At 62.8% G+C, this 22563-nt stretch carries 20 protein-coding genes; 12 read left to right on the top strand and 8 right to left on the bottom strand.

Annotation, left to right across the window (positions count from 1 at the left end):
- Positions 1-130 precede the first annotated feature (130 nt).
- Positions 131-2128, top strand: a complete 1998-nt coding sequence (locus L6D74_RS07030) for a pilus assembly protein TadG-related protein (RefSeq protein WP_236188466.1) — start codon at positions 131-133, stop codon at positions 2126-2128.
- On the opposite strand, the gene L6D74_RS07025 is transcribed toward L6D74_RS07030, so the two are convergent.
- Together L6D74_RS07025 and L6D74_RS07020 are read right to left on the bottom strand one after the other, a co-directional pair.
- Positions 2125-4872 (bottom strand): PAS domain-containing sensor histidine kinase, encoded by a 2748-nt coding sequence (locus L6D74_RS07025; protein ID WP_236188464.1) that lies wholly within the window; start codon positions 4870-4872, stop codon positions 2125-2127. The genes L6D74_RS07030 and L6D74_RS07025 overlap by 4 nt on opposite strands.
- Complete coding sequence (locus L6D74_RS07020; protein ID WP_236188461.1) at positions 4869-5315, bottom strand: TadE/TadG family type IV pilus assembly protein; 447 nt, start codon at positions 5313-5315, stop codon at positions 4869-4871. Before L6D74_RS07020 ends, L6D74_RS07025 begins: the two co-directional genes overlap by 4 nt.
- 75 nt (positions 5316-5390) lie before the next feature.
- Here L6D74_RS07020 and L6D74_RS07015 point away from each other — a divergent pair, with 75 nt between their 5' ends.
- Both L6D74_RS07015 and L6D74_RS07010 read left to right on the top strand, forming a co-directional pair.
- Positions 5391-5861 (top strand): A24 family peptidase, encoded by a 471-nt coding sequence (locus L6D74_RS07015; protein ID WP_103387220.1) that lies wholly within the window; start codon positions 5391-5393, stop codon positions 5859-5861.
- Between the two features lie 126 nt (positions 5862-5987).
- Complete coding sequence (locus L6D74_RS07010) at positions 5988-6764, top strand: response regulator transcription factor (protein ID WP_276574945.1); 777 nt, start codon at positions 5988-5990, stop codon at positions 6762-6764.
- A 22-nt stretch (positions 6765-6786) separates the two neighbouring features.
- Here the strand turns inward: L6D74_RS07010 and L6D74_RS07005 are convergent, their stop codons facing one another.
- Both L6D74_RS07005 and L6D74_RS07000 read right to left on the bottom strand, forming a co-directional pair.
- Positions 6787-7194, bottom strand: a complete 408-nt coding sequence (locus L6D74_RS07005; RefSeq protein WP_007958451.1) for a response regulator — start codon at positions 7192-7194, stop codon at positions 6787-6789.
- 77 nt (positions 7195-7271) lie between these two features.
- On the bottom strand, positions 7272-7478 hold the full coding sequence (locus tag L6D74_RS07000) for a Flp family type IVb pilin (RefSeq protein ID WP_039772511.1): 207 nt from the start codon (positions 7476-7478) through the stop codon (positions 7272-7274).
- Positions 7479-7818: 340 nt separating this feature from the next.
- Between L6D74_RS07000 and cpaB the strand changes: the two genes are divergently transcribed.
- The 8 genes from cpaB to L6D74_RS06960 are packed head-to-tail and all read left to right on the top strand — an operon-like array spanning position 7819 to position 15288.
- Positions 7819-8760: a Flp pilus assembly protein CpaB gene (gene cpaB, locus L6D74_RS06995; protein ID WP_236188451.1), complete on the top strand. Its 942-nt coding sequence runs from the start codon at positions 7819-7821 to the stop codon at positions 8758-8760.
- 20 nt (positions 8761-8780) lie between these two features.
- Positions 8781-10004: a type II and III secretion system protein family protein gene (locus L6D74_RS06990; protein ID WP_085648131.1), complete on the top strand. Its 1224-nt coding sequence runs from the start codon at positions 8781-8783 to the stop codon at positions 10002-10004.
- Positions 10001-11191, top strand: a complete 1191-nt coding sequence (locus tag L6D74_RS06985; protein WP_085648132.1) for a CpaE/TadZ family protein — start codon at positions 10001-10003, stop codon at positions 11189-11191. Before L6D74_RS06990 ends, L6D74_RS06985 begins: the two co-directional genes overlap by 4 nt.
- Positions 11188-12456 carry a TadA family conjugal transfer-associated ATPase gene (locus L6D74_RS06980; protein ID WP_236188446.1) on the top strand — a complete coding sequence of 423 codons (1269 nt, stop codon included), beginning with the start codon at positions 11188-11190 and terminating at the stop codon, positions 12454-12456. The genes L6D74_RS06985 and L6D74_RS06980 overlap by 4 nt, the downstream gene beginning before the upstream one ends.
- Before the next feature lie 18 nt (positions 12457-12474).
- Positions 12475-13359, top strand: a complete 885-nt coding sequence (locus tag L6D74_RS06975; RefSeq protein ID WP_236188444.1) for a type II secretion system F family protein — start codon at positions 12475-12477, stop codon at positions 13357-13359.
- Position 13360: 1 nt separating this feature from the next.
- Positions 13361-14245: a type II secretion system F family protein gene (locus L6D74_RS06970; RefSeq protein ID WP_039772493.1), complete on the top strand. Its 885-nt coding sequence runs from the start codon at positions 13361-13363 to the stop codon at positions 14243-14245.
- A gap of 34 nt (positions 14246-14279) precedes the next feature.
- Positions 14280-14999: a tetratricopeptide repeat protein gene (locus L6D74_RS06965; protein ID WP_064593262.1), complete on the top strand. Its 720-nt coding sequence runs from the start codon at positions 14280-14282 to the stop codon at positions 14997-14999.
- Between the two features lie 16 nt (positions 15000-15015).
- Complete coding sequence (locus L6D74_RS06960; RefSeq protein ID WP_039772498.1) at positions 15016-15288, top strand: DUF3613 domain-containing protein; 273 nt, start codon at positions 15016-15018, stop codon at positions 15286-15288.
- A 37-nt stretch (positions 15289-15325) separates the two neighbouring features.
- Here the strand turns inward: L6D74_RS06960 and L6D74_RS06955 are convergent, their stop codons facing one another.
- The 4 genes from L6D74_RS06955 to L6D74_RS06940 form a co-directional block, all read right to left on the bottom strand.
- The gene (locus L6D74_RS06955) at positions 15326-16996 is read right to left on the bottom strand and encodes a ShlB/FhaC/HecB family hemolysin secretion/activation protein (RefSeq protein ID WP_236188442.1); all 1671 of its coding nucleotides are present in this window, start codon (positions 16994-16996) and stop codon (positions 15326-15328) included.
- Positions 16997-17130: 134 nt separating this feature from the next.
- Positions 17131-18693, bottom strand: coding sequence for a collagen-like triple helix repeat-containing protein (locus L6D74_RS06950; RefSeq protein WP_236188440.1), 1563 nt, complete (start codon positions 18691-18693; stop codon positions 17131-17133).
- A 306-nt stretch (positions 18694-18999) separates the two neighbouring features.
- Entirely contained in the window at positions 19000-19854 is an 855-nt protein-coding gene (locus L6D74_RS06945) for a MaoC family dehydratase (protein WP_236188437.1), read from the bottom strand.
- A 2-nt stretch (positions 19855-19856) separates the two neighbouring features.
- Positions 19857-21209, bottom strand: coding sequence for a 3-oxoacyl-ACP reductase (locus L6D74_RS06940; RefSeq protein ID WP_236188435.1), 1353 nt, complete (start codon positions 21207-21209; stop codon positions 19857-19859).
- A 177-nt stretch (positions 21210-21386) separates the two neighbouring features.
- Between L6D74_RS06940 and L6D74_RS06935 the strand changes: the two genes are divergently transcribed.
- Positions 21387-22563, top strand: a 1177-nt coding sequence (locus tag L6D74_RS06935) for an acetyl-CoA C-acetyltransferase (protein WP_236188434.1), incomplete at its 3' end; no start/stop codon positions are given.

Genomic DNA, 22563 nt, shown 5'->3' with positions numbered 1-22563 from the left:
AGCCAAATGGCTCCCGTTTTTTATGGGCGGGTGAAAATGGCGCGTTGCCAGCAGTGTTGCCTGCGCGTGTCTACACTCTTACCCATCCATGGAGGTTGCGCCCGGCCGTGCGCCGGCAAAGGAGTGCGCCATGTCGCGTCATTCGCAGTGCGGCGGGCCAGCCCGGCAGCGGGGAGCCATCGGCCTGATGGCGGCCGCCACCCTCAGCCTGGCGCTGGTGTTGATGTTGCTGGTCGTGGACACCGGTCGCCTGTACATGGAGCAACGCAAACTGCAGCGCCTGGTGGACACCGCCGCCCTCGAAGCCGTCAGCCGAGGCGGCAACTGCCTGCCGGGCCTCACCGCCGCCACTTACGCGGGGCAAAGCGCGACACGCAACGGGTTTGTCGCCAATGCCACCAACGTTCTTGTGATCGATTGCGGAAAGTTGGCGACAGCCGCCACCGGCCTGCGCACTTTTACGGTGGACGCCACGCAATCAGAGGCGGTCAAGGTCGCGGCCAACCGTACCGTCACCACCAGTTTTGCCGGCGGGGTGCAGGCGTTGTTCAGTGGCACACCCGTCAGTCTCAACACCGTGCTATACGCTTCGGCGGTGGCGGCCAAACCCAAGCCGACCGTCGCTCAATTGAACATCCGTAGCAACCTGGCCAGCATCAGCACCGCGCAATCGAACATCCTCAATCCACTGTTTTCCGGGCTGCTGGGCGGTAACGTCAACCTGACGGCCCTGGGCTGGGAAAGCCTGCTCAACACTGACATCAACCTGCTTGGCTACCTGAATCAACTGGCGATCAACCTCAACGTGGCCGCCGGCAATTACAGCCAGTTGCTCAATACCCAGGCCACAGTGACGCAACTGATCCAGGCCGCGATTACGGCGGTCCAGCTCAACGGCGCCACTGCTGAAGTGATTACCGCGCTGGGCCAGCTGCAAGTGGCGGCGATCAATGCCGCGCCGGTCAAGCTCGGCGACATCCTGCAATTGCAGACCGGCACCACGGCCGCCGGGCTGGATGCCAATCTGCAGTTGCTGCAACTGGTCCAGGGCGTGATTCAACTGGCCAACAGCAAAAGTGCGGTGGCCGCGACCCTGCCGATCAGCGTGCTGGGGCTGGCGAATGTCACGGTGCGGGTCAAAGTCATCGAGCCGCCGCAGTTTTCCGCGATCGGCGATCCGGCGCTGGCCAGGGCCAATCCCACCGGGCCGAACCGGATCTATGTGCGCACCGCGCAGATACGCACGCTGCTTTCGGTGAATCTGCCGGTACTGTCCGGGGTGACCGGGTTGGCCAACGCGGTACTCGGACTGGTTGGCACGCTGACACCGACCCTCAATGCACTGTTGAGCCTTAATCTGGTCGCCACATTGAATTCGGCCGGCTGCCTGCTCGGTGCCGGTTGTGAGCAACTGGACCCGAAGCTGTTGCCCTCGCCGCAGATCGACATCAGCCTGGACGCCGGTGGTGCCGTCAGTTATGTCACCGATTACAGTTGTCCGACCGGCAATGCCGGCACCAAAAGCCTGACGGCCCGAACCACCACCTCGATTGCCGATCTCAAACTGGGCAAGATCGACCCGACCAACGCCTTCTCTTCTGCCGCCCAACCCACCGTCACACCGTTGCCGCTGGTGGATCTGGGCACGGTGACCTGCCACAAGATTTTGGGGATCGGCAGCTGTGACCCGAGCACTCACGTGCCGTACGGCGCCGGCGGTATTGCGATCATGGTCAACACCAGCGTGGCGCAGAACACCCAGAACCTGGTGTTTTCCAGCGGTAATCCGTTCGCCACACCGCCCAACCTGAAACTGCCGCCAAGCGTGATTGCTGCCGCGCCCTCAACCAACATCGTCAACAGTCTGGCAAGCACCCTCGCCGGGATCAATCTGATCGTCTACAAACCCCAGGGCAGCAACCCGCTGGGCGCGATTGTCACAGGCGTTGCCAGCCTGATCAGTGATGTCACGACGACCCTGCAACCGGTGATCACCAATCTGGTGAGTCCGCTGCTGGATCCGCTGCTGAACAATTTGCTCAAGGGGCTGGGCATCAATCTGATGGACGTCGACGTAGGCGCCAACATGACCTGTGGCCAGACCGGCAAGGCCTATCTGGTGATCTAGTCGTCGGGGGCGATCGGCAGTTCGATGCAGAACCGTGCACCGTCCGCCGAGTTGCGCACACTGAGGTGGCCGCCCATGTTCTCGATGATCCCGTAACTCACCGACAACCCCAGACCAGTGCCGACGCCTATCGGTTTGGTGGTGAAGAACGGTTCGAAAATCCGCTCCAGCAGACGCGGGTCGATACCGCCGCCGTTGTCTTCGACCCACAGTCGCACGTGTTGCTCGTCGCGCTCGGCGTAGATCGAAATCCACGGCTTGAACGTCGAGTCGGACTCGCGTTTGCCCAGCAGCGCATCCCGGGCGTTGACCATCAGGTTGATCAACACCTGTTCAAGCTGATCGACGTACCCGCGCACCTGAACCTCGAATGCGGTTTCACTGATGCGCAGATCCACGCCTTTGCCGCGCATGCCTTCGGCCAGCAGCGACAGCGTGCCTTCGATGGCACTGGCCGGGTTGAACAATTGCTGTTCGATCTCGGAGCGGCGACCGAACACCCGCATGTGGTCCACCACTTTCGCGGCGCGCTGCACCTGGGCGTCGATGCGATTGAGTTTGTCGGTCAGGTAATCGATCTGCGCATCGCCGTTGCTCAGGCGCTTCCGTACGTTGACGATGGCCATGCGCATGACGTTCAGCGGCTGATTGATTTCGTGGGCCAGGCCGGTGGCCATCTCGCCGAGGGTGGCCATTTTTGCGCTTTGCGTGAGCTGCTGTTGAGAGCGGCGCACTTCAGTGTTGTCACGGCCCACCGCCTGTACTTCGATCAGTTTGCCGTGCTCATCGAACACGCCGCGATCCGACCACACCCACCACGCATGTTCGCGCCCCGGTAATTGCAGGTTGATTTCGGCGCTGCTGACGGGAGATTGCGGGGTCAACTGCGCCAGGCGCTCAACGAAGGCCGCGCGCTGAACGTCGGACATCCAGCTGCCCAGATCGACCCCGGCCAGGGCTTCGGGGGCGCATTCCAGATAGGTCGCCAGCGGGCGGTTGCCGAACGTCAGGATCAGATCCGGGCGATAGCGGCAGATCATCGCCGGCGAGTCCTCCACCAGAATCCGGTAGCGTTCCTCACTCTGTCTGACCTGCTCGGCGGCCAGCGTTGCTTCGGTGACGTCCAGCCACAAGCCGACAGCTTCCACCGGCAGGCCGAGGTCGTTGCGCAACAGCCGGGCTTCGTCGAGCAGCCAGTGGTAATCGCCGCGACTGTCGCGCATGCGATAGCGGGCGCGCACCGAACCTTCGCGCAGCAGTTGCCGGGTTCGCTCGAAATACAGGGCGCGGTCTTCCGGATGAATCCGCTCTGCCAGCGCACTGGCGTCACAGTCCTCCAGGCTCCAGCCCATTAGCGGTTGCAGGCTGGCGCTGAAAAACGCCGGCAGCAAGGCGCCTTCGACGTAGTGCTGGACGTAAATCACCGCCGGCGAACTGGCGATCAGGTTGTCCAGCCGCGCATGGGCTGCAGCGGCCAGTTGCTGCTGGTTCTTGATGTCGCTGATGTCGAGCATGAAACCCACCAGCCGCCGGTGCTCGCCGGTGCCGGTGACCTGACCCTGAAGGCGATACCACGCTTGCGTCTGGCTGGCATCGCGAGGCTGCAGGCGCACGCACAGGTCGAGGATTTCCCCTTGCATCTGCAGGGCTTGCAGGCGGCTGCGGACTTCTTCGCGATCGGCGGGATGGATCAGGCTCAGCCAGGCCTCGAGCGTCAGCGTCGAGCTGTCCTGTTGCAGGATGGCAGCCAGCGTCGGGGCCAGTTGAATCTGCTCGCTATGGCTGATTTCCCACCAGCCTGTGCCAAGCATTGTCTGCAACGACTCAAGCCGTTCCAGTTGCAGTTGATGCTGCTGCTCGCGCAGGCGACCGAGAAGGGGCCCGGCCAGGGCGCCTGCCAGCATCAGCCAGTCGCGATCGGCCAGATACGGCGCGGTCTTGTCCACCGCGTAAAAACCGCAGAGCAGCCACGCCATCACGCCTCGATCATCGCTGTAGGGCACGGCGAAGCCTTCGGCATTACCGAACAGGCCCTGGACCCGCGAGTGTTCGTACTGGCCGTAATGCTCACCCAGGCGCTGTGGGCCGCTGCCATTGAGGCTGTCGAGCGGCGTGCCCAGACGCTGGCCGTCATGCCACAGCGCCGGGGCGTCATGAGCGTGGAACTGCTGATGGATCTGCCAGCCCTGTTCCTGCTCATCGAGCAGGGCGAGTGCCAGGCACGGGATCTGCCAGCGCTGGGCGATCACCTGCAATTGTTCGCTGACGAGCATCGGCAACCGTCCCAGGCTGCAGCTGCGCACCTGTTTGCTGATCTGCTCGGCGAGCATGTGGCACGCCTCGCGCTGATGCGCTTGCTGGCGTTCGGACAACAGGTCGGCAATGTCGATCAGTTGCAGCAGCCAGCCATCGCTCAGCGGCTGGACCCAGCCGCGCAGGTGCAAGGTCTGGTCGCCCAGACCGGGAAAATCCAGGTCCAGCAGTTGGCCTTGCCAGTCTTGCGGGCGGCCCTCGATCGCCAGCGTGCAGTGCGCCAGCAGGTAGTCGTGCAACGGCACCGGTTTGTCGCGGGGCGTCTGTTGCGCCAGCAGCAGGCGCAGCGGGCCGGCCATTTGCAACACGCCGCCGTCGTTGTCGAGGTGGATGTGCAGGCCCGTCAGCGGGGTCCCGAGTACGTCCGGCAAATCGCTGGCGACCATACTTCGCTTGAGCAGGCGGCCGAGCAGGTTGTCACCCGGAGTCAAAATTTCAGGCTCGAAATGGCGGTCAGGTTGGCGGGCAGGGTGGGGACAGCGCCGACGCCCGGCAACACCAGAAAGGGGATGACCCGATTGAGCTTGCTCACCGGGTAATTGACGCTGACGGTGAGCGTGCCCTGGGCCGGGTCGTAGACCGTTGTCGTGTCCGTGCCGACCACCACGTTCAGCGACGACGGCAGCACCGACAATTGCTGGGTCAACGCGGCATTGGCGGTGCTGACCAGCACGCTTGCATAGTTGGGAACCGCGGGATCGACCGCCACGGCGCGGCGGATGGCTTCGGCGGTGACCTGGTTGAACGTCTGCATCAGCACGAACGGCAAGCTGTAGCTGACGAGGCCATAAAACACCGCGAAAAAGATCACGAACACCAAGGCGAACTCAATCGCCACCGCGCCTTTTTGCGCCTTCCGAGAGCCGGTTTTCATCCGTGCGTCTACCCTGACAGTCACTGCGTAGTATCAGCATAGAATCATTCAGCAAAAACGGACGGTTTTTACCGGATGCAAAGCCTTGTCCTTCTGATCTGGTTGACAGCGTGCGCGGCTCAGGATGCCCGGCAACGACGAATTGCCAACGTTTTGACCCTGGGTGTCGGGACTCTCGCGCTGGTCTATCTGCTGTCTTTCGGTACCACCTGGATGGGCGCCGAAGCCGGGCAGGGCGGCTGGGCCTGCGTGGTGGCGCTGGCATTCACGTTGCCCGGGTATTTCATGGGCCGAATGGGCGCCGGTGATGTGAAACTAATGACAGCTCTTGGTCTTGCGACGGACGGCGTCTCGCTGCTCGGGATTTTTATCGGCGCCGGTGCGGCGAGCCTGATCTGGATTCTGCTTGCGCCAAGAGTCTGGCTGCATATGAGTCAAGGGCTTAGGCACCGACTTAGGTATATGGCGCCATCCGTGTCAAAAAAGCTGCCATTTGCGCCGTTCGTGCTGATCGGATTTGTGCTTGCACTACCTTGGATCCATTAGTCGCCAAGCGCCACTAGTCTTATGTACATAGTCGGAAAGTGGGTCTACCTTCAAAGTAACGAGTTATACAGCCAGCGGCTGACAGTACAGGAATGGTCAGTTTTTGGCCCGGGCATGGAGTGGCACGTGAACAAGCTTACATCTGCGGTAAAAGTCATCGTTGTCGATGATCAGCCTCTGATCGTCGAAGAACTCTGTGAATTTCTTGAGAGCAGCGGCTACCGCTGTGTGCCGTGCCAGTCCAGCAAAGAGGCGATCGAGCGTTTTTCGGACGACACCGCGATCGGCCTGGTGCTGTGCGATCTGCACATGCCGGACATGGACGGCATTCAACTGGTGCAGGAACTGCAACGGCTGGCCGGCAAACACCGGGCGTTCGAAGCCATCATGCTCACCGGCCGCGCTGACAAGCAGGACGTGATCAAGGCCTTGCGCGCCGGGATTGCCGACTACTACCAGAAACCGGTCAATCTGGATGAATTGCTCGAAGGCCTGCAACGCCAGGAAGCGGTGCTGCAGGAGCGGCAGAAAACCCTGCAACTGGGCCATCTGAATCAAAAACTTCAGGACCTGTCGTCGTCCATCGATGATCTTTATCAGGATCTGGACAAGGTGCGTCGCACGCCGGCGCCCGTCAGTGATGAGGCGCACCGTGAGGCCGGTGAGCTGGAAATCCCGGCGATCTTCAATCAGCTGTCGCCACGGCAACTGGACGTGGCGCGCCTGGTGGGCAAGGGGCAGACCAACTATCAGATTGCCTGTGAGCTGGGCATCACCGAAAACACCGTAAAACTTTACGTTTCGCAGGTGTTGCGCCTGACCCACATGCACAACCGCACGCAGTTGGCGCTGGCGTTATCGCCGGGCAATTCCGGTTTGCGCCAGCGGGTAACCGCACACTGAGACAGACTGCCGGGTAACCCATTTACCCGGCATTCACTTTCGGTTTGGGAAACAGATTGTCCAGGGTCTCCAGCAGCCGCACGTGATAGATCGGCTTGCGGAACAGGTCCAGCACCTGCAACCGCAGCATGTCGCTCACGTCCTCCATGTCTGCATGCCCCGACGTCACGATCACCGGCAGATGCTGGCGCGAGGTGTGTTCGCGCAGACGCTTGATCAGCGACATGCCGCTTTCCTCCGGCATGCGCAGATCGGTGATTACCAGAGCGATATCGGGATGGCGGGTCAGGTGATGCAGGGCGAGTTTGACCGAGGTGGCGGTATGACAGACGAAGCCTTCGCCTTCCAGCAACTCCGCCAGCTCCAGCAACGCGTCCTCTTCGTCGTCAACCAGAAGCAACTGTTGGCGTGGGGAAGAAGACACGTTCATGGGCAGTACCTGAAAGCTGAATGGTAGATCGAGTGTAGCCCGACATCAGCAAGGTGCTGGCGCAACCGTGCTGTGGATTATGGCGTTGGCCGGGTTTGCGTCGTGCCGCCCAGTGACACCAGAACGTTGTTGAAGATCGCCAGCATACGATCACCCAGCGGAGTGACGAAAACGACCACCACCACGGCGACCATGGCCACGACGATGGCGTATTCAATTGCCGAAGCCCCGTCCTCATGTTTGTAGAGCAGCAAAGCTCTGGCCATTAAATAATCAACGATCATTCGAAACATATGCCCACTCCTTTGCGCACCTGGCGCCGATGTCACAGCAGCGGCAAAGCGTTCGCCGTGCCATTTGAGCATTGTCAACAAAGCCCCACCCAACAACTGTAAGAACGGATTAGTCATAAAGGATTAGTCGCTTCGTCACGCCCGGAATTTCGACTGCTGATTGGGCCAACACCCATACTTTCGTGGGTTATTTGTCTGTCAGTAATGGCGTTTTGTCTTGTTTCAGCTAGCGTGGAAATAGCGAAATAGTTGGATGTTCATAGCTGCCTGATTGCGATGTCCCTTGGTAGGTAGTGCGGGCTGGTAGTGCAGCAGGAAAGGGAGAGCCGTCATGAACAGTCGTGTGACCATGGGCCTTGCAGCAGTGCTTTTACTGGGGGCCATCGTTGTCGGATATTGGGGCCTGGTGCTCAGCCGGCAGCCCGCTCCGGTTGCCGAGGCTCCCGCGCCTGCGGTGGTCACCGTCGAAAAAACCGTCGCTGCCGCCGAAGACCAGACCCGCCAGCCGGTCGTGGTGCTGGTGCGTGACGTCCCGCCCTTCACTCCCCTTACTGCCGCCGACCTGGCCGTTGAAAAACTGCTCAGCGCCCCCGCTGGCAGCCTCGGTACCCTCGAACAGGCCGTGGGCCGCACACCGTGGCGACACCTGAGCGCCGGCACCTGGCTCAACGAAGAAAGCTTCGAGGCCGGCGGCACACTGGCGCGCATGATCCACAGTGACGAGCGCGCGCTGGCGGTGTCGGTCGATGAAGTGATCGGCGCGGCCGGGCAGTTGATCCCCGGGGATTACGTCGACGTGCTGTTGTTCCTGCGCCAGGACGCCAGCAACCCGCAACAGTCGGCACAGATTGTGGTGCCGGCCATGCGTGTGCTCGGCGTCGGCGAACAATACGGCCTGACCAACGACGGCCAGCCGTCCGCTCCTGCAATGAGTGCCGACGACAAGATCAAACAGGACCAGCGCCGGCTCACCGCGCGCACCGTGGTGCTGGCGGTGCCTGAGCAATTGTTGAGTCGAATGATGCTCGCCACCCAGGTCGGGACGTTGCGCCTGGCCGTGCGCAGCAGCGAAGAACAGCGCCTGGCCAGCTATTGGGCCGGCGAACGTCAGGCGCCGGACAAACTGGTCGCCGCCAACAGCCAACTCTTCCAGTTCACTCAGTTGGCGCTGGGGACCGCGCCGAAAACCGCGCCCGGCAGCGACCACAGCGGTGCGATACGGCCCGCGGTGGAAGTGATTCGCGGCAATCAGACCAACCCACAAAACCCATGACTGAGCAAGGATCCAAGTGCATGCAGAGTCGTTCCTGGCCGACCTTCAATCCCGTGCTCCGGGCCTTGCTGCTGATGGGACTGTCAATCAATGCCGCGCAGGCGGCCACCGGCAACTGCGCGGCCCTCGGGCGCTTACCGCCAGTGATCGAAATCAACGAAGGCTGGCAGCAGGACATGCAATCACCGGTGGCGATCACGCGCCTGGCCATCGGCGATCCGAAAATCGCCGACGTGCATGCCAATGGCAACTCATCGTTTCTGCTTACCGCCGTGGCGCCGGGCGCTACCAGTCTGATGGTCTGGACCGGCTGCTCCAGCGAGCCCCGCCAGAGCATGGTGTTCGTCAAGGGCGCCGCCACCTCGGCCCTCACCAACACCGGTGCGCTGCCGTCGGATGATGCGCTGTTGCCCTCGCAGGTACAGACTGACATTCGTTTTGTCGAAGTCAGCCGCACCAAACTCAAACAGGCCTCCGCTTCACTGATCGGCACCCGTGGCAATTTCCTCTTTGGCTCACCTGGAACCTTGCCGCCCATCGACGGTGTCCCGCAACCGCGACTGCCCGTGGACAACTCGCTGTTCAACTTCTCGTGGATCGGCGGCAAGACCATGGCGATCATCAATGCCCTTGAGGGCAGCGGCTTCGCTTATACCCTGGCGCGGCCAAGTCTGGTGGCCCTCAACGGGCAGAGCGCCAGCTTCCTCGCGGGCGGGCAGATTCCGGTTCCGGTGCCCAGTTCCGGCAGCGATAACGTGTCGATCGAATACAAGGAATTCGGCATCCGCCTGACCCTGACGCCCACCATCATCAGCCACGATCGCATCGCCTTGAAAGTGGCGCCGGAAGTCAGCGAACTGGATTTCAGCAACGCGGTGAACATCGCCGGCACCACCGTGCCGGCCCTGACTATCCGCCGCACCGACACCAGCATTTCCCTCGCCGATGGTGAGAGTTTTGTCATCAGCGGTTTGATCAGTACCAGCAACAGTTCCCAGGTCGACAAGTTTCCCGGGCTGGGCGATATCCCGGTGCTCGGGGCTTTTTTCAAGAGCTCGCAGATCAAGCGCGAAGAGCGTGAGCTGCTGATGATCGTCACCCCGCACCTGGTGCGCCCGCTCTCGGCGGAGGCGCAGCTGCCGTCGCTGCCGGGTGAAAAACTGCGCAACTACGACCCGAATTTCTACCGCATGTTTTTCCTGGAAAACGGTAACTTCGACAAGCGCAGCGGGTTGTCCCAATGAGCCAGAGCCTGAGTCAGACCTTCCTCGCCATCACCCGCAACAACACCGATCTGGAGTGGCTGCAAAGCGCGCTTGCGCCGTTGGGCCAGGTGGTCAGTGCCGGTGGCGGCAGCCTCGACGAATTGCTCGCGCTGGTGGACGTCACCTTCGCCAGCCTGGTGTTCGTCGGCCTCGACCGGGAACACGTGGTGGCCCAGAGCGCGCTGATCGAAGGCGCGCTGGAGGCCAAGCCGATGCTGGCGATCGTTGCCCTTGGCGACGGCATGGACAACCAGCTTGTACTCAATGCGATGCGCGCCGGGGCACGGGATTTCGTCGCCTATGGTTCGCGCTCCAGCGAAGTGGCCGGGCTGGTGCGCCGCTTGAGCAAACGCCTGCCGCCGGTGACCCACAACGCGCAACTGGGTGGCCTGACGGTGTTGTACGGCGTACAGAGCAGTTCCGACGGTGCGCTGCTGGCCAACCATATGGCACTGGTGGTGCAAAAGAGCGGGCAGCAGACGCTGCTGCTGGACCTCGGGCTGCCCCGTGGCGACAGCCTGGCGTTGCTGGGGCTGGAGAGTTCGTTTCACTTCGGCGATGCCTTGCGCCACCTGCGCAGGCTCGACGCCACGTTGATCGACAGCGCGTTCACCAGCGCCGAAGCGGGGCTGCGGATTCTGGCGTACGCCGACAATGACGAACCACTGGAAAGCACCAGCGCCGCCGAGCTGTTCATGTTGCTCAGCGCCTTGCGCCAGCACTTCCAGCACATCGTCGTGAACCTCACCGGCCAGCCTGACAGCGAAGCCCTGCGGACCTTTGTCAGCCATTGCGACAAGCTGATCTGGTACACCGACCAGAGCGTGCTCGATTGCCGGCGCAATCTGGCGGTGTTCAATCTGTGGCGGGAAAAAGGCATGAAGCTCGATCACGGGCGGCTGCTGGTCGACCGCTATCTGAGCAACGTTGCGCCGGATGCGGACACCCTCGGCAAGACTTTCAACCTGGAAGTGATCGCGGTACTGGCCTTGAGTCCGGAGCTGCGCATGAACGCCAAGAACCAGGGCGTCAGCCTGTTTGAACTGGCGCCCAGGGAAAAACTCACCCAGAGCCTGCGGGTACTCGGCGAACGGCTGGCCAAGCGCTCCGAAGGTCTGGCCAAACCCAGGGTCACCTGGTTCGACCGGTTGCGAGGCACCTCATGAGCCCGGAAAAACTTTTCGGTGCACCGGCGCGGGGCCAGTCGGGCAACACCGACCACGAAGGCCTGAAACTGGTGCTGCATCGCTACATCATCGATGCCCTCGAGGAGTCCGGGAAAAACCTGCTGGAAGGCTCGCGGCAGTTGCTGGCGCAATTTGTGACCGACAAGGTCGCCGAATACATCGCCCGTCTGCACCTGGCGATTTCCCGTTACGAGATGGAGCGGCTGGGGGAAGAAATCGTCGATGAGCTGACCGGCTTCGGTCCGCTGGAAGTCTTGCTGCGCGACAGCGCCGTCACCGAAATCCTGGTCAACGGCCCGCATCGGGTGTTCGTCGAGCGTGACGGGGTACTGCATCAGAGTGACCTGCGCTTTATCGATGCGCACCACGTCGAACGGGTCATGCAGCGCATTCTCGCGCCGCTCGGTCGGCGGCTGGACGAGTCTTCGCCGATGGTCGATGCGCGCCTGCCCGACGGCAGCCGCGTCAACGCGATCATCCCGCCGATCGCCCTCGACGGCCCGTGCCTGTCGATTCGAAAATTCCGCAAGGACATGCTCAAGAGCAGCGACCTGATTGCGATGCAGACCATCGACCTGCCGATTTTCGAGTGTTTCCAGGAGGCCGTAGGCAAGCGCTGCAACATCCTGATCAGCGGCGGCACGGGCACCGGCAAGACCACGCTGCTGAACATCCTCAGTCAATTGATCAACCCCCACGAACGGCTGGTGACCATCGAAGACGTTGCCGAACTGCAACTCGGCCACCCTCACGTGGTGCGTCTGGAAACCCGCCCGCCGAATGCCGAGGGCCATGGCGAGGTCAAGGCCAGCGACCTGATTCGCAACGCTCTGCGGATGCGTCCGGACCGGATCATTCTCGGCGAGATCCGTGGCGTTGAAGTGCTCGACGTGCTGACAGCGATGAACACTGGTCACGACGGTTCGATGAGCACGGTCCACGCCAACAATGCCCAGGATGCGTTGCTGCGCCTGGAAACCCTGGTCGGCCTGACCGGGCGCACGGTGGCCGAACGCACCCTGCGGCAGATGATCTGTGCGGCGCTCGACGTGATCATTCAGTTGACTCGCATGCCTGACGGCCGGCGCTGTGTCAGTGAAGTGGTGGAAGTGGTCGGCGTGCGCGAAGACGTGTATGTCACCAACACCCTGTTTCGTCTGGATCGACGCAGCGGTTTCGGCTTCCTGCGTGAAGCGGTCAATCCGGCCGGCGACAAGTTGCGGCGCGAGTCGAGTCTGGGCTGAACGCATGGAGCCTTCGTCATGATCGGACCGGTGATCCTGATTGTCCTTTGCCTGTTGCTGCTGGGGTTGTCGATTCGCCTGTTCCTGCAGGGGGTGCGCAAGACTGCCAACGAACGGGTGCTCTCTCGCCTCGCCGTCGGACAACCGCAAGCAACGGCCGAAAAAAACTCGTGGACCGGTCTGGAGCGGATGTTCCTGCGGGCAGGCCTCGGCCGGCCGAGCGAGCGATTCGGGCTTTGGCTGTCGTTGTGGGTCGTGGGCATGATGCTGGGTTATCTGCTGGCCGACTGGATTGGCCTGTTGCTGCTGATACTGGCGCCGCCGCTGATTCTGCGGCTGTACATCGCGTGGCGGTATCGGCGCCGGCTCGATCGGATGATCGAACAGTTGCCGCAACTGCTCGACCACACCGTGCGTAGTCTCAAGTCCGGCCGGACCCTGAGCGATGCAGTGATGGGCGGTATCGAGGCCAGTGAGGACCCGCTGAAAGCCGCGATGGGCCGGGTGCAGCGCAACGTGCAGCTGGGGGTGAACCTGCCGGACGCGGTCAGCGATTTCGCCGAGCTCTACGAGCAGGACGAACTGCGCATGTTCGCCCTGGGCCTGAAGGTCAACCACCGCTACGGCGGCAACGCCAGCGAGTTGCTGGAGAACCTGATCAAACTGATTCGCGAACGCGACCAGGGTGCCCGGCAACTGCGTGCGCTGACCGGCGAAACCCGGATGACCGCGTGGGTACTCGGATCGCTGCCGGTGATTCTGGTCAGCTACTTCATGCTGACCAATCCCGGCTACATGCTCGGCATGTGGAACGACTCGGGCGGTCGGACCATGCTGATTATCGCGGTGGTATTGCAGGTCTCCGGTTGCCTGGCGCTGTGGCGCATGTTGAGGAGTGTCTGACATGCTGATGCTGGCCAGTCTCATGCTGTTGCTCGGGGCGTTGTTGCTGGTCGGCAACCACCTGCTGACCGAGCGGCGTCGAGTGCGTCAGGTCAACCAGCGTCTGCAGGGCCACCTGGTGCGCGAGAACCGTTTCGGCAACTGGCTGCGGGCACTGGGCAGCAGCCGGTTCGGCCAGCGCTCGGTGAGCATCGACAGTGAAACCCAGACCCTGCTCAGCCGGCTCGGTTGGCGCCGGGCCAGCGAGCGCTCGCTGTTTGCCGCCTGCCAGATCGGCACGCCGCTGCTGACGCTGGGGCTGGGCGTGTTTCTGAAAGAGGTGTTTTTCCCCCTCGCACCCAACGGCTGGCTGGTGCCGATGATCGCCACCGGCGTTGGCTATCTGCTGCCCAAACGTCTACTGGCGTATGCCGCTGCCCGTCGGCAGAAAATCATTGCGGTGGAAGTGTCGACGTTCATTCCGCTGCTGCGGATCCTGTTCGAGTCCGGCATGGCCGTCGAGCAGGCCCTGCGTGTACTCAGCAGCGAGGGGCAAAAACTGCTGCCGGAACTGACCGGCGAACTGCGTCTGATCCTGGCACGTGTCGACTCGGGCCTGGAACTCGGACAAGAGTTGAACAAGGCGGCCGCGATGCTGGCGGTGGATGAGTTCACCGACACCTGCGTGATCCTGCAACAACTGATTCAACAGGGCGGCGGCGCGATGAAATCGTTGCTGACGCTCAAGCAACTGCTGGATGACCGACGCCTGACACGCTTGCAGGAATACATCTCGAAGATGTCGGCAAAGATGTCGGTGGTCATGATGCTGCTGCTTTTTCCGGCCTTGCTGATCGTTTTGGCGGGCCCCGGTTTTACCGCAATCACCCGGGCGTTTGCGTCCTGACAATGACAATGACAATGGCGATGGAGAGCGATTGATGAAAGCACTGATGGTCATGGCTAGCCTGTTGCTGCTCGGCGGTTGCGCAACCGACGGTCAGGCACCGTGGACGACGATGCTGGCGCCGGCCAGCTGCAGCAAGTTGAGCTCCGAACAGGAGCTGTCGCTGAACCTCGCCGATGATCTGGTCAACGACGGCAAGCTGCACGCCAGCCTGGCCAATCTGCAGGGGCTGCCCGACAACCTCGTCGAGGTGCGGCTGCGCAAGGCCAAGGTCTATCGCCTGCTGGGACGCAGTGAAGCGGAGCCGTTGTATCGCAGTCTGCTGGGCACATGCCTGAACGCCGACGCCGAACATGGCCTGGGCCAGTTGTACGCCGCCCGTGGTGACAACGGCCAGGCGCAGGCCCACCTGCAACGGGCGGCGCGGCTGGCGCCGACCAATGAAAACATCCGCAATGATCTGGGCGTGGTGTACCTCAATCAGCTGCGGCTCGAGGACGCTCGTTTCGAGTTCCTGACCGCCATCGAGCTGAAGCAGAACAATCAGTTGGCGACGCTGAATCTGGTGACCCTGCTGCTCTACCAGAACAACTGGCAGCAAGCCGCCGAAGTGGTCAGCCGCGCGCACCTGACCCCGGAGCAGTTCAGCGATGCCCAGGCGCGTGCGGAGAAACTCAAGTCGCCGGTCAGAGCCAGACCCGTTGCTGGCAATCAGGTCGCGGTGGCGATTGATGCGCAACCGGCGATCAAGTGAGCCTCAAGGAGATGCCATGAACACGTTCAAGACCCTGTGTTGCCTGAGCCTGTTGAGTCTGCCGCTCGGCGCGCTGGCCATCGACGCCGGCCCGGCCTCGGCCCAGCAGCAGGAAACCGAAGGCTGGCTGTTGCTGCAAAGCCGCAACAAGGCCGCGTCCCCCGATCCGCAGGCGGCCACGGCCACCGAGCGTGAGCTGGCGATGCAGCGCTGGTTGAAGAAGTACAAATATGAAATCCCCGATTTCTACGACCCGGATGCCGGGGGCAAGATCGAGACGAATAACTAGCTCGTCGCAGGCAACCGGCGTTGCCTGCGACGGCGGTCTATAGCTGATAACTGAAACTGATGCTGTAACGCGGCCGGCGATTGAAGGTGTCCAGCGCTTCATCCGACATCGCCTTGGCGGCTTCCAGGGCGATGTTGTAGTACTTCGCATCGCCAAATCTCAGGCCGACCGCCGCCGATGACAGGTTGTTGGCCTGCACCGGCAATTCATTGAACCAGCTGCGCGAGCGGTCGAGCACGAAGTACGGTTGCAGGATGCGCACCCAGTTGCCGTCGCGGTTGAAGCTGTAGTTGATTTCGTAAGCCACACCCCAGCCCTTGTCGCCGGACGCCTGATCATCGGGATAACCACGGCCGAAATTCTGCCCGCCGAACACCGCGCGCTCGCTGTCGGGCAGGGTGTCGCGACTCCAGTACAACGCAGCCGACAGCACCCCTTGCCAGTTGTCGAGGAACTTGTCGCTCTGCACCCCCGACAGACGCACCCGGAAAAAATCGAGGTCGATGGCGCTGTTGTTGGTGTGCGCGCCCAGGCTGTCGAAGCCCTGGTACACGCCGCCACTGAGGATCCGCAGTTGTCGGGCATCGGCCTTGCGCCAGTCGCTTTCGAAGGCGAGGGCGCGGATGTCGGTGCGTTCTTCGGCGCTCAGCGGGTAGCCGATCACGTTGTAGCGGGTCTTGTCGTTGACGGCGTACAGACGCGATCCGGCGGTCAGCAGTTCATCCGAGGCGGCAATCAGCGGCAGGGTGAAACCGAGCGAGTAACGGTCGTTTTCACGGTGCGGCTTGAGTTCCAGACCGTTGTTCAGCACTACGTTGGTGCCGGGATCGGCCCGGTAGCGTGAGGCCGACAGGCTCAGTTGCGCACCTTCGTCGTTGATGAATTGGTTGTAGTCCAGCCGGTAGTAACGCTCGTGATCATCTCCCGGTGGAAACAGGCCGCTGAGGCTAAGTTGTTCGCCCATCGAGGTTTGTGAATTGCTGCTGATACCGAGCAGGGCCTGAGTGCCGTTGCGGTTGTCTTCGGTGGTGCTCAGGGTGCTGGTGAACGGTTTGCGGCTGGCCTGGGCTACCAGCGTGGTTGCACCATCGGTGGTGCCGGGTGGCGGCACCTGGGCCTGGATCGTCACGCCGGGAATGCGGGTCATCAGTGTGGTGTAGCGCTCGAACGTCTTGCGTGTGAGAGGGCGCTCAGCCTGAAGCTTGGCCGCCAGTCGTTCGAGCAGGGCTTTGACCCGCCCGACGTCGCCCGCGATCTGCACGTCCCGCACGTAGCCTTCCACCAGCACGACGCGCGCCACGCCGTCGTCGAAGTTCTGTTGTGGCAGGAAGGCGTAGGACAGCAAATAACCGTCCTGCTGGTAGCGACGGGTGATGTTGCGGGTGGCTTCGATCAGGTCGGCAAGGCTGCTCTCGCGACCGATCAGGGGCTTGTAGATTTCTGCCAGTTCGTTCAACGGGTAGAGCGTGCCGCCTTCGATCTGCACGGTCCTGAGGTTGATCTTTGTACTCATCAGCAGCGGCTGGGCGGCCGTGGCGCCGGGATCCGGTACTTGCAGTGGCGCGGCGTTCGGCCGATAGGCGTCGGCGGGCAGGTTCGGCACCGGCAGGTTGCGAATGGTTTCGTTGCTGTTGAGAAAGCTGGGCAGGGTGTCGGCGAGGGTTGTGCAACTGAGACTGAGAAACAGCAGGGATGCCATAACGCGCATAGGACACTCCATGTTCAAACCCCAGCACCGGGCGGGTTTTCTCCTAAGAAAAAAGCGGAAGACTCGTGGGAATCTTCCGCCCTCAACCAAGCGTAGGCGCTGTAGGTTCGGCCGTCGAATCGGCCAGGTGCAATTCAGCGTTTGTTGCCGCCCAGGGCGCCGGTAAGACCGCCGAGGGCGCCACCCAGTCCGCCGCCAGTCCCGGTGGCGGTGCCACCGTTGACCAGTCCGCCGACCGCAGTGACCGTATTGCCCACCGTGGTGACGGTGTTGCCGACCGCCGTCACTACAGGGTTGCTGTTGGTGCTGGCAATCGTGTTGCCGAGATTGCCGACGGCACCGCCGGCCTGACCGGTGAGACCGGCGACCGGAGTGCCGAGCCCGGTGGCGGCGCCGACGTTCTGGGTCAGGCTGGTGACCGCCGTGGTGACTGGCGCAAGTCCGGCACCCACGTTGTTGCCCAGGGTTGCCAGGGGAGTGGTCGGGCTGGTGATCGGCGAGCCCGAACCGCCGAGCACGGTGTTGAGCGAGGCCACGGTGTTACCGGCCGCCGCCAGCACGCCACCGGGTGCGGCGAGAGTGCCATTGCCGCTGCTCAAGCCGGCGCCGACGTTGACCACGGCGCCGCCGACGGTTTGCAGCAAGCCATTGCTGCCCAGGCCGCCACCGACGCCTGTTCCCGAACCGGTGCCGTTGTCCACCAGCCCACCGGCCTTGCCGACGGCAGTGCCGACATTGCTCAGGGCGCCGCCGACGGTGTTGGTCAGAGCGTTGCCGTTGCCGGCGACAGTGACCTTGTCACCCACGCCGTCCACCGTGCTGCCGACCTTCTGGACCAAACCGTTCAACGGCGCGCCCAGTCCTGTAGCCGTACCGAGTTTGTCCGTGGTGCTTTCGACCATGGCAATCACCGGCACCAGTTTGCTGCCGACTTCTTTGGTCACCGAGCCGAGCGGGCCGGTGGTGGTGGCGGTGCTGAGGGTGTCGCCGAGCATAGTGACCTTTTCGCCGACTCCGTTGAGCACTGGGGCGACCTTGGTCACCACACCGCCAACCACAGGAACGCTGCCCGTGGCAGTGGCCAGTTTGCCGCTCAGGTCGGACACGCCGTTGCCCACATCCTGCACCACGCCGCCGACCGCCGAAGCGGTGACGCCCAGACCATTGTCGGTGGTCGCCAGTTTGCCGATGCCGTTGGCTACGCCGTCACCCAGCGTGGTCACCACGTTGCCGGCGGTTTTGGCGGCGCTTTGCACCACGCCGCCGACTACCGGCACGCCACTGAGAGAGTCGCCGATCTGGCCGACGCCATCGCCGACGCCGCTGACGGTATTGCCGACGTCCTGCACCAGGGTGGTCGTCACCAGCGAAGGGGTCGTGGGATTGGTCGGGTTCGTCGGGTCCGTCGGATTGGTGGGATTGGTCGGATTGGTCGGATCCGTTGTCCCTCCCGTTCCGCCAGTGCCACCGGTACCGCCAGTGCCGCCAGTGCCGCCAGTGCCCGCGGTGTCTCCGGTTCCACCCGTGCCACCGGTGCCGCCAGTACCCGCAGTCGAGCTGTCGGGGGAAGAACTGCCGGAACTGCTGTGATGACCGCCGCCGCCACTGCTGCAACCGGCCAGACCAAGGGAGAGAATGAGGGCCAGTGCCGTTGCCGATTTGCACCATGCCGCCTGAGCTTTCATCTGAGTTTTCATGAGCGTTATTCCTTGCACCCGTCACAACGTTTGTTGTTTTCGATGGCCCGCCGATTCTGTTGCCGGCAGTGCCTTCGTCCGTTGTGCTCATATCAGTCGCAAGGGCGGATCCACGCCATTCTCAAGTTGGTATTAACGCCTTTATGCAGGGGGATGCGAGTGCCGCCTAACGACTAATACCGAGGATATAGGCGCGCAAAAAAAAGCCTTGAAAATCAAGGCTGGGTTTCGGCGAGGGATGTTTGTGCGGCGCGGGAAAACTTAAGTGATATATACACAATTGATCAGGTTTTCCCGGCCTCGATGTCAGGCTACCGGCTGCCAGTTGCCCACCATGTGCTCCAGATCCCCGGCGCCGATCAGGCGCAACTCACCGCTGGAACCGGCAGCGCTGGCGAACAGACTCACCTCGCTCGGCAGGCGCACCGGTTTGCGAAAGTGCACGGTGACCTCAAGGTTGGCCTTGGGCAGATGATCTGCCAGCGCCGCCAGCGTGCGGGCCTTGTTCCATAACCCGTGGGCGATGGCCGTGGGGAAACCGAACAGCTTGGCACTGGCGGCGCTCAGGTGGATCGGGTTGTAGTCGCCGGAGACTTTCGCGTACTGCCGGCCGATGTCCGCCGGCGCCTTCCATTGCGCCACTTGCATCAGCGGCAGCGCCGGCTCCCAGGCCTGTTCGACCGGTTCGCCTTCAAGCTTCACGCCGCGACAGAGCATTTGGCTTTCGGCTTCCCACAACGGGCCGAGTTGATCGTCGAGGGTGGTCAGCAGATCGAAGGTCGCGCCCTTTGGATGCGGTTGCAGGTTATGCACCCGGACACTGACTTGCGCGCGACTGATCCCGCCCATTGGCCGCAATACGCGGATGCGGTTGCTCAGATGAATCAGCCCCAGCAGCGGGAACGGAAACTCCTTGGCCGTCAGCAATTGCATCTGCAGGGCGAACGCCAGGATATGCGGATAGGTCGGCGGCAGCAGACCGTCATCGGTGAAACCGCAGACCTTGCGATACTCCGCCAGACGTTTGCCATCGACCTCGACGGCGCAGCGCAGGCCGCTGGCGGGCAGGGTGGTGCCGGTGATTTTGCGTCGGGTCGCCGCCCGGGCATACAGCCCCGGCAGGCTCGGCTCGTGGTGCAGCGTATGCCATTCGATGGTCATGGTCAGGCTCCCAGAACGCTTTGGCCGCACACCCGCAGCGCTTGTCCGGTGAACGCGCCGGTGCCCGGTTGGGCCAGCCAGGCCACGGCTTCGGCGACGTCTTGCGGCAGGCCGCCCTGGCCCAGCGAACTCATGCGCCGCCCGGCTTCACGCAGGCCGAACGGAATGTGCGCAGTCATCTGGGTCTCGATGAATCCCGGCGCCACGGCATTGATGCTGATACCGCGTTCCAGCAGGGTCGGCGCCCAGGCCTGGGCCAGTCCGATCAGCCCGGCCTTGCTTGCCGCGTAGTTGGTCTGCCCGCGATTGCCGGCGATGCCGCTGATCGACGCCAGCAGAATCACCCGCGCGTTATCGCGCAACGTGCCGCTGTCGAGCAGGGCTTTGGTCAGCACTTGCGGTGCGTTGAGGTTGACCGCCAACACCGCGTCCCAGAATTCCGGCGTCATGTTGGCCAGGGTCTTGTCGCGGGTAATGCCGGCGTTGTGCACCAGAATGTCGAGGCCGTCCGGCAGCTGTTCAATCAGTTGCGCGGCAGCATCTTCGGCGCAGATGTCGAGGGTGATGGCGCGCCCGCCGAGGCGTGCGGCGAGGGCTTCCAGATCGGTTTTCGCGGGCGGCACGTCGAGCAGGATCACCTCGGCGCCGTCACGGGCCAAAGTTTCGGCGATGGAGGCGCCGATGCCGCGCGCCGCACCGGTGACCAGTGCTTTGCGTCCGCCCAACGGGCGCGTCCAGTCGGTGACCTGGGTGGCGCAGGCTGTCAGCCGGATCACCTGCCCGGAGACGAACGCGCTTTTCGGCGAGAGGAAAAACCGCAGCGGCCCTTCGAGCTGATCCTCGGCGCCTTCGCCCACGTAGATCAGTTGCAGCGTGCCGCCGCTGCGCAGTTCCTTGGCCAGCGAGCGCGAGAAGCCTTCAAGCGCTCGCTGTGCGCTGGCGGCAAACGGTTCACGCAGGGTTTCCGGGGCGCGGCCGAGGATTACCAGGTGCGCGCTGCTGTCGAGGTTCTTCATCAACGGCTGGAAGAACTCGCGCAGTTGCTTGAGCTGGTCGGTGTGCTGCAAATCGCTGGCGTCGAACACCACGGCCTTGAGTTTCGGGCCATGGCCGGGAATCCATTGGGTGGCGCTCGCCGGCTGGTCGCCGTAGCGATAAATGGCATCGGTCAACCGGTTGGCAAAGACGCTGACCTGCTCGGCCAGCGGCCCACCGCCGATCAGCAGCGCACCGTCCACCGGCCGCAGGCGCCCGGCCTGCCAGCGTTCCAGCCGCACCGGCGACGGCAGGCCCAGGGCCCCGACCAGACGGTGGCCGATGGGCGAGTTGGCGAAGTCGATATAGCGGTCAGACATGGAACGCTCTCCAGAAGATGGGGTTCAAAGTGTGGACTGCGAAGGGCAATCAATCGTTCGATCCACGCAATAAGGCCTACGCTAGAACAGCAGAGTAGTTTGCCCTCGGCGCTTTTGTGGCCCGACCGGGTTTTCAGCGCTCGATTTTCAGACCGGATATTTCACAAGGAGCATTTCATGAGTCAGCTGCGCCGCGTCGCGATCATTGGTGGCAACCGCATTCCGTTCGCCCGCTCCAACGGGCCCTACGCCACCGCCAGCAATCAGGTGATGCTCACCGCCGCTCTCGAAGGCCTGATCGAACGCTACAACCTGCACGGCCAGCGCATCGGCGAAGTGGTCGCAGGGGCGGTGCTGAAATTGTCACGGGATATGAACCTGACCCGCGAATGCGTGCTCGGCTCGCGGCTGTCGCCGGCCACCCCGGCCTATGACATCCAGCAGGCCTGCGGCACCGGCCTGGAAGCGGCGCTGCTGGTGGCGAACAAGATCGCCCTCGGCCAGATCGATTGCGGTATTGCCGGCGGTGTCGACACCACGTCGGATGCGCCGATCAGCGTCAGCGAAGGCCTGCGCAAGATCCTCCTGCAAGCCAACCGCGCCAAGACCACCGGCGACAAGCTCAAGACCTTTCTGCAATTACGCCCGAAACACCTGATCCCCGACTTCCCGCGCAACGGCGAACCGCGCACCGGCCTGTCGATGGGCGAGCACTGCGAATTGATGGCGCAGACCTGGAACATCCCCCGCGAGGAACAGGATCAACTGGCCTTCGAAAGTCACCACAAACTCGCGGCGTCCTACAGCGAAGGCTGGCACAACGACCTGATGACCCCATTCCTCGGCCTGACCCGCGACAACAACCTGCGCCCGGACCTGACCCTGGAAAAACTCGCGACCCTGAAACCGGCTTTCGAGAAAAGCGCCAAAGGCACTCTGACTGCCGGCAACTCGACGCCGCTGACCGATGGCGCGTCGGTGGTGTTGCTGGGCAGCGAAGAGTGGGCGAAGGAACGTGGTCTGCCAATCCTCGCGTATCTGCGCGACGGCGAAGCGGCGGCGGTGGATTTCGTCAACGGTGCCGAAGGACTTTTGATGGCTCCGGTGTATGCGGTGCCACGCTTGCTGGCGCGCAATGGACTGACCTTGCAGGATTTCGACTACTACGAAATCCACGAGGCCTTCGCCGCGCAAGTGTTGTGCACGTTGAAGGCCTGGGGGGATCCGGACTACTGCAAGACCCGGCTCGGGCTGGACGCGCCGCTGGGCTCGATTGATCGCAGCCGCTTGAACGTCAAGGGCAGCTCGCTGGCGGCGGGGCATCCGTTTGCCGCGACGGGCGGGAGGATTGTGG

Origin of the sequence: Pseudomonas pharyngis (assembly GCF_021602345.1) — a bacterium.
Taxonomy (GTDB): Bacteria; Pseudomonadota; Gammaproteobacteria; order Pseudomonadales; family Pseudomonadaceae; genus Aquipseudomonas; species Aquipseudomonas pharyngis.
This window is presented reverse-complemented; position numbering and strand designations above follow the sequence as displayed.

Bases quoted from the DNA above. Each gene is read 5' to 3' on its own strand.
- L6D74_RS07030 (WP_236188466.1), top strand. From the start codon at position 131: ATGTCGCGTCATTCGCAGTGCGGCGGGCCAGCCCGGCAGCGGGGAGCC.
- L6D74_RS07020 (WP_236188461.1), bottom strand. From the start codon at position 5,315: ATGAAAACCGGCTCTCGGAAGGCGCAAAAAGGCGCGGTGGCGATTGAG.
- L6D74_RS07015 (WP_103387220.1), top strand. From the start codon at position 5,391: ATGCAAAGCCTTGTCCTTCTGATCTGGTTGACAGCGTGCGCGGCTCAG.
- L6D74_RS07005 (WP_007958451.1), bottom strand. From the start codon at position 7,194: ATGAACGTGTCTTCTTCCCCACGCCAACAGTTGCTTCTGGTTGACGAC.
- L6D74_RS07000 (WP_039772511.1), bottom strand. From the start codon at position 7,478: ATGATCGTTGATTATTTAATGGCCAGAGCTTTGCTGCTCTACAAACAT.
- cpaB (WP_236188451.1), top strand. From the start codon at position 7,819: ATGAACAGTCGTGTGACCATGGGCCTTGCAGCAGTGCTTTTACTGGGG.
- L6D74_RS06990 (WP_085648131.1), top strand. From the start codon at position 8,781: ATGCAGAGTCGTTCCTGGCCGACCTTCAATCCCGTGCTCCGGGCCTTG.
- L6D74_RS06985 (WP_085648132.1), top strand. From the start codon at position 10,001: ATGAGCCAGAGCCTGAGTCAGACCTTCCTCGCCATCACCCGCAACAAC.
- L6D74_RS06980 (WP_236188446.1), top strand. From the start codon at position 11,188: ATGAGCCCGGAAAAACTTTTCGGTGCACCGGCGCGGGGCCAGTCGGGC.
- L6D74_RS06975 (WP_236188444.1), top strand. From the start codon at position 12,475: ATGATCGGACCGGTGATCCTGATTGTCCTTTGCCTGTTGCTGCTGGGG.
- L6D74_RS06970 (WP_039772493.1), top strand. From the start codon at position 13,361: ATGCTGATGCTGGCCAGTCTCATGCTGTTGCTCGGGGCGTTGTTGCTG.
- L6D74_RS06965 (WP_064593262.1), top strand. From the start codon at position 14,280: ATGAAAGCACTGATGGTCATGGCTAGCCTGTTGCTGCTCGGCGGTTGC.
- L6D74_RS06960 (WP_039772498.1), top strand. From the start codon at position 15,016: ATGAACACGTTCAAGACCCTGTGTTGCCTGAGCCTGTTGAGTCTGCCG.
- L6D74_RS06955 (WP_236188442.1), bottom strand. From the start codon at position 16,996: ATGCGCGTTATGGCATCCCTGCTGTTTCTCAGTCTCAGTTGCACAACC.
- L6D74_RS06950 (WP_236188440.1), bottom strand. From the start codon at position 18,693: ATGAAAACTCAGATGAAAGCTCAGGCGGCATGGTGCAAATCGGCAACG.
- L6D74_RS06945 (WP_236188437.1), bottom strand. From the start codon at position 19,854: ATGACCATCGAATGGCATACGCTGCACCACGAGCCGAGCCTGCCGGGG.
- L6D74_RS06940 (WP_236188435.1), bottom strand. From the start codon at position 21,209: ATGTCTGACCGCTATATCGACTTCGCCAACTCGCCCATCGGCCACCGT.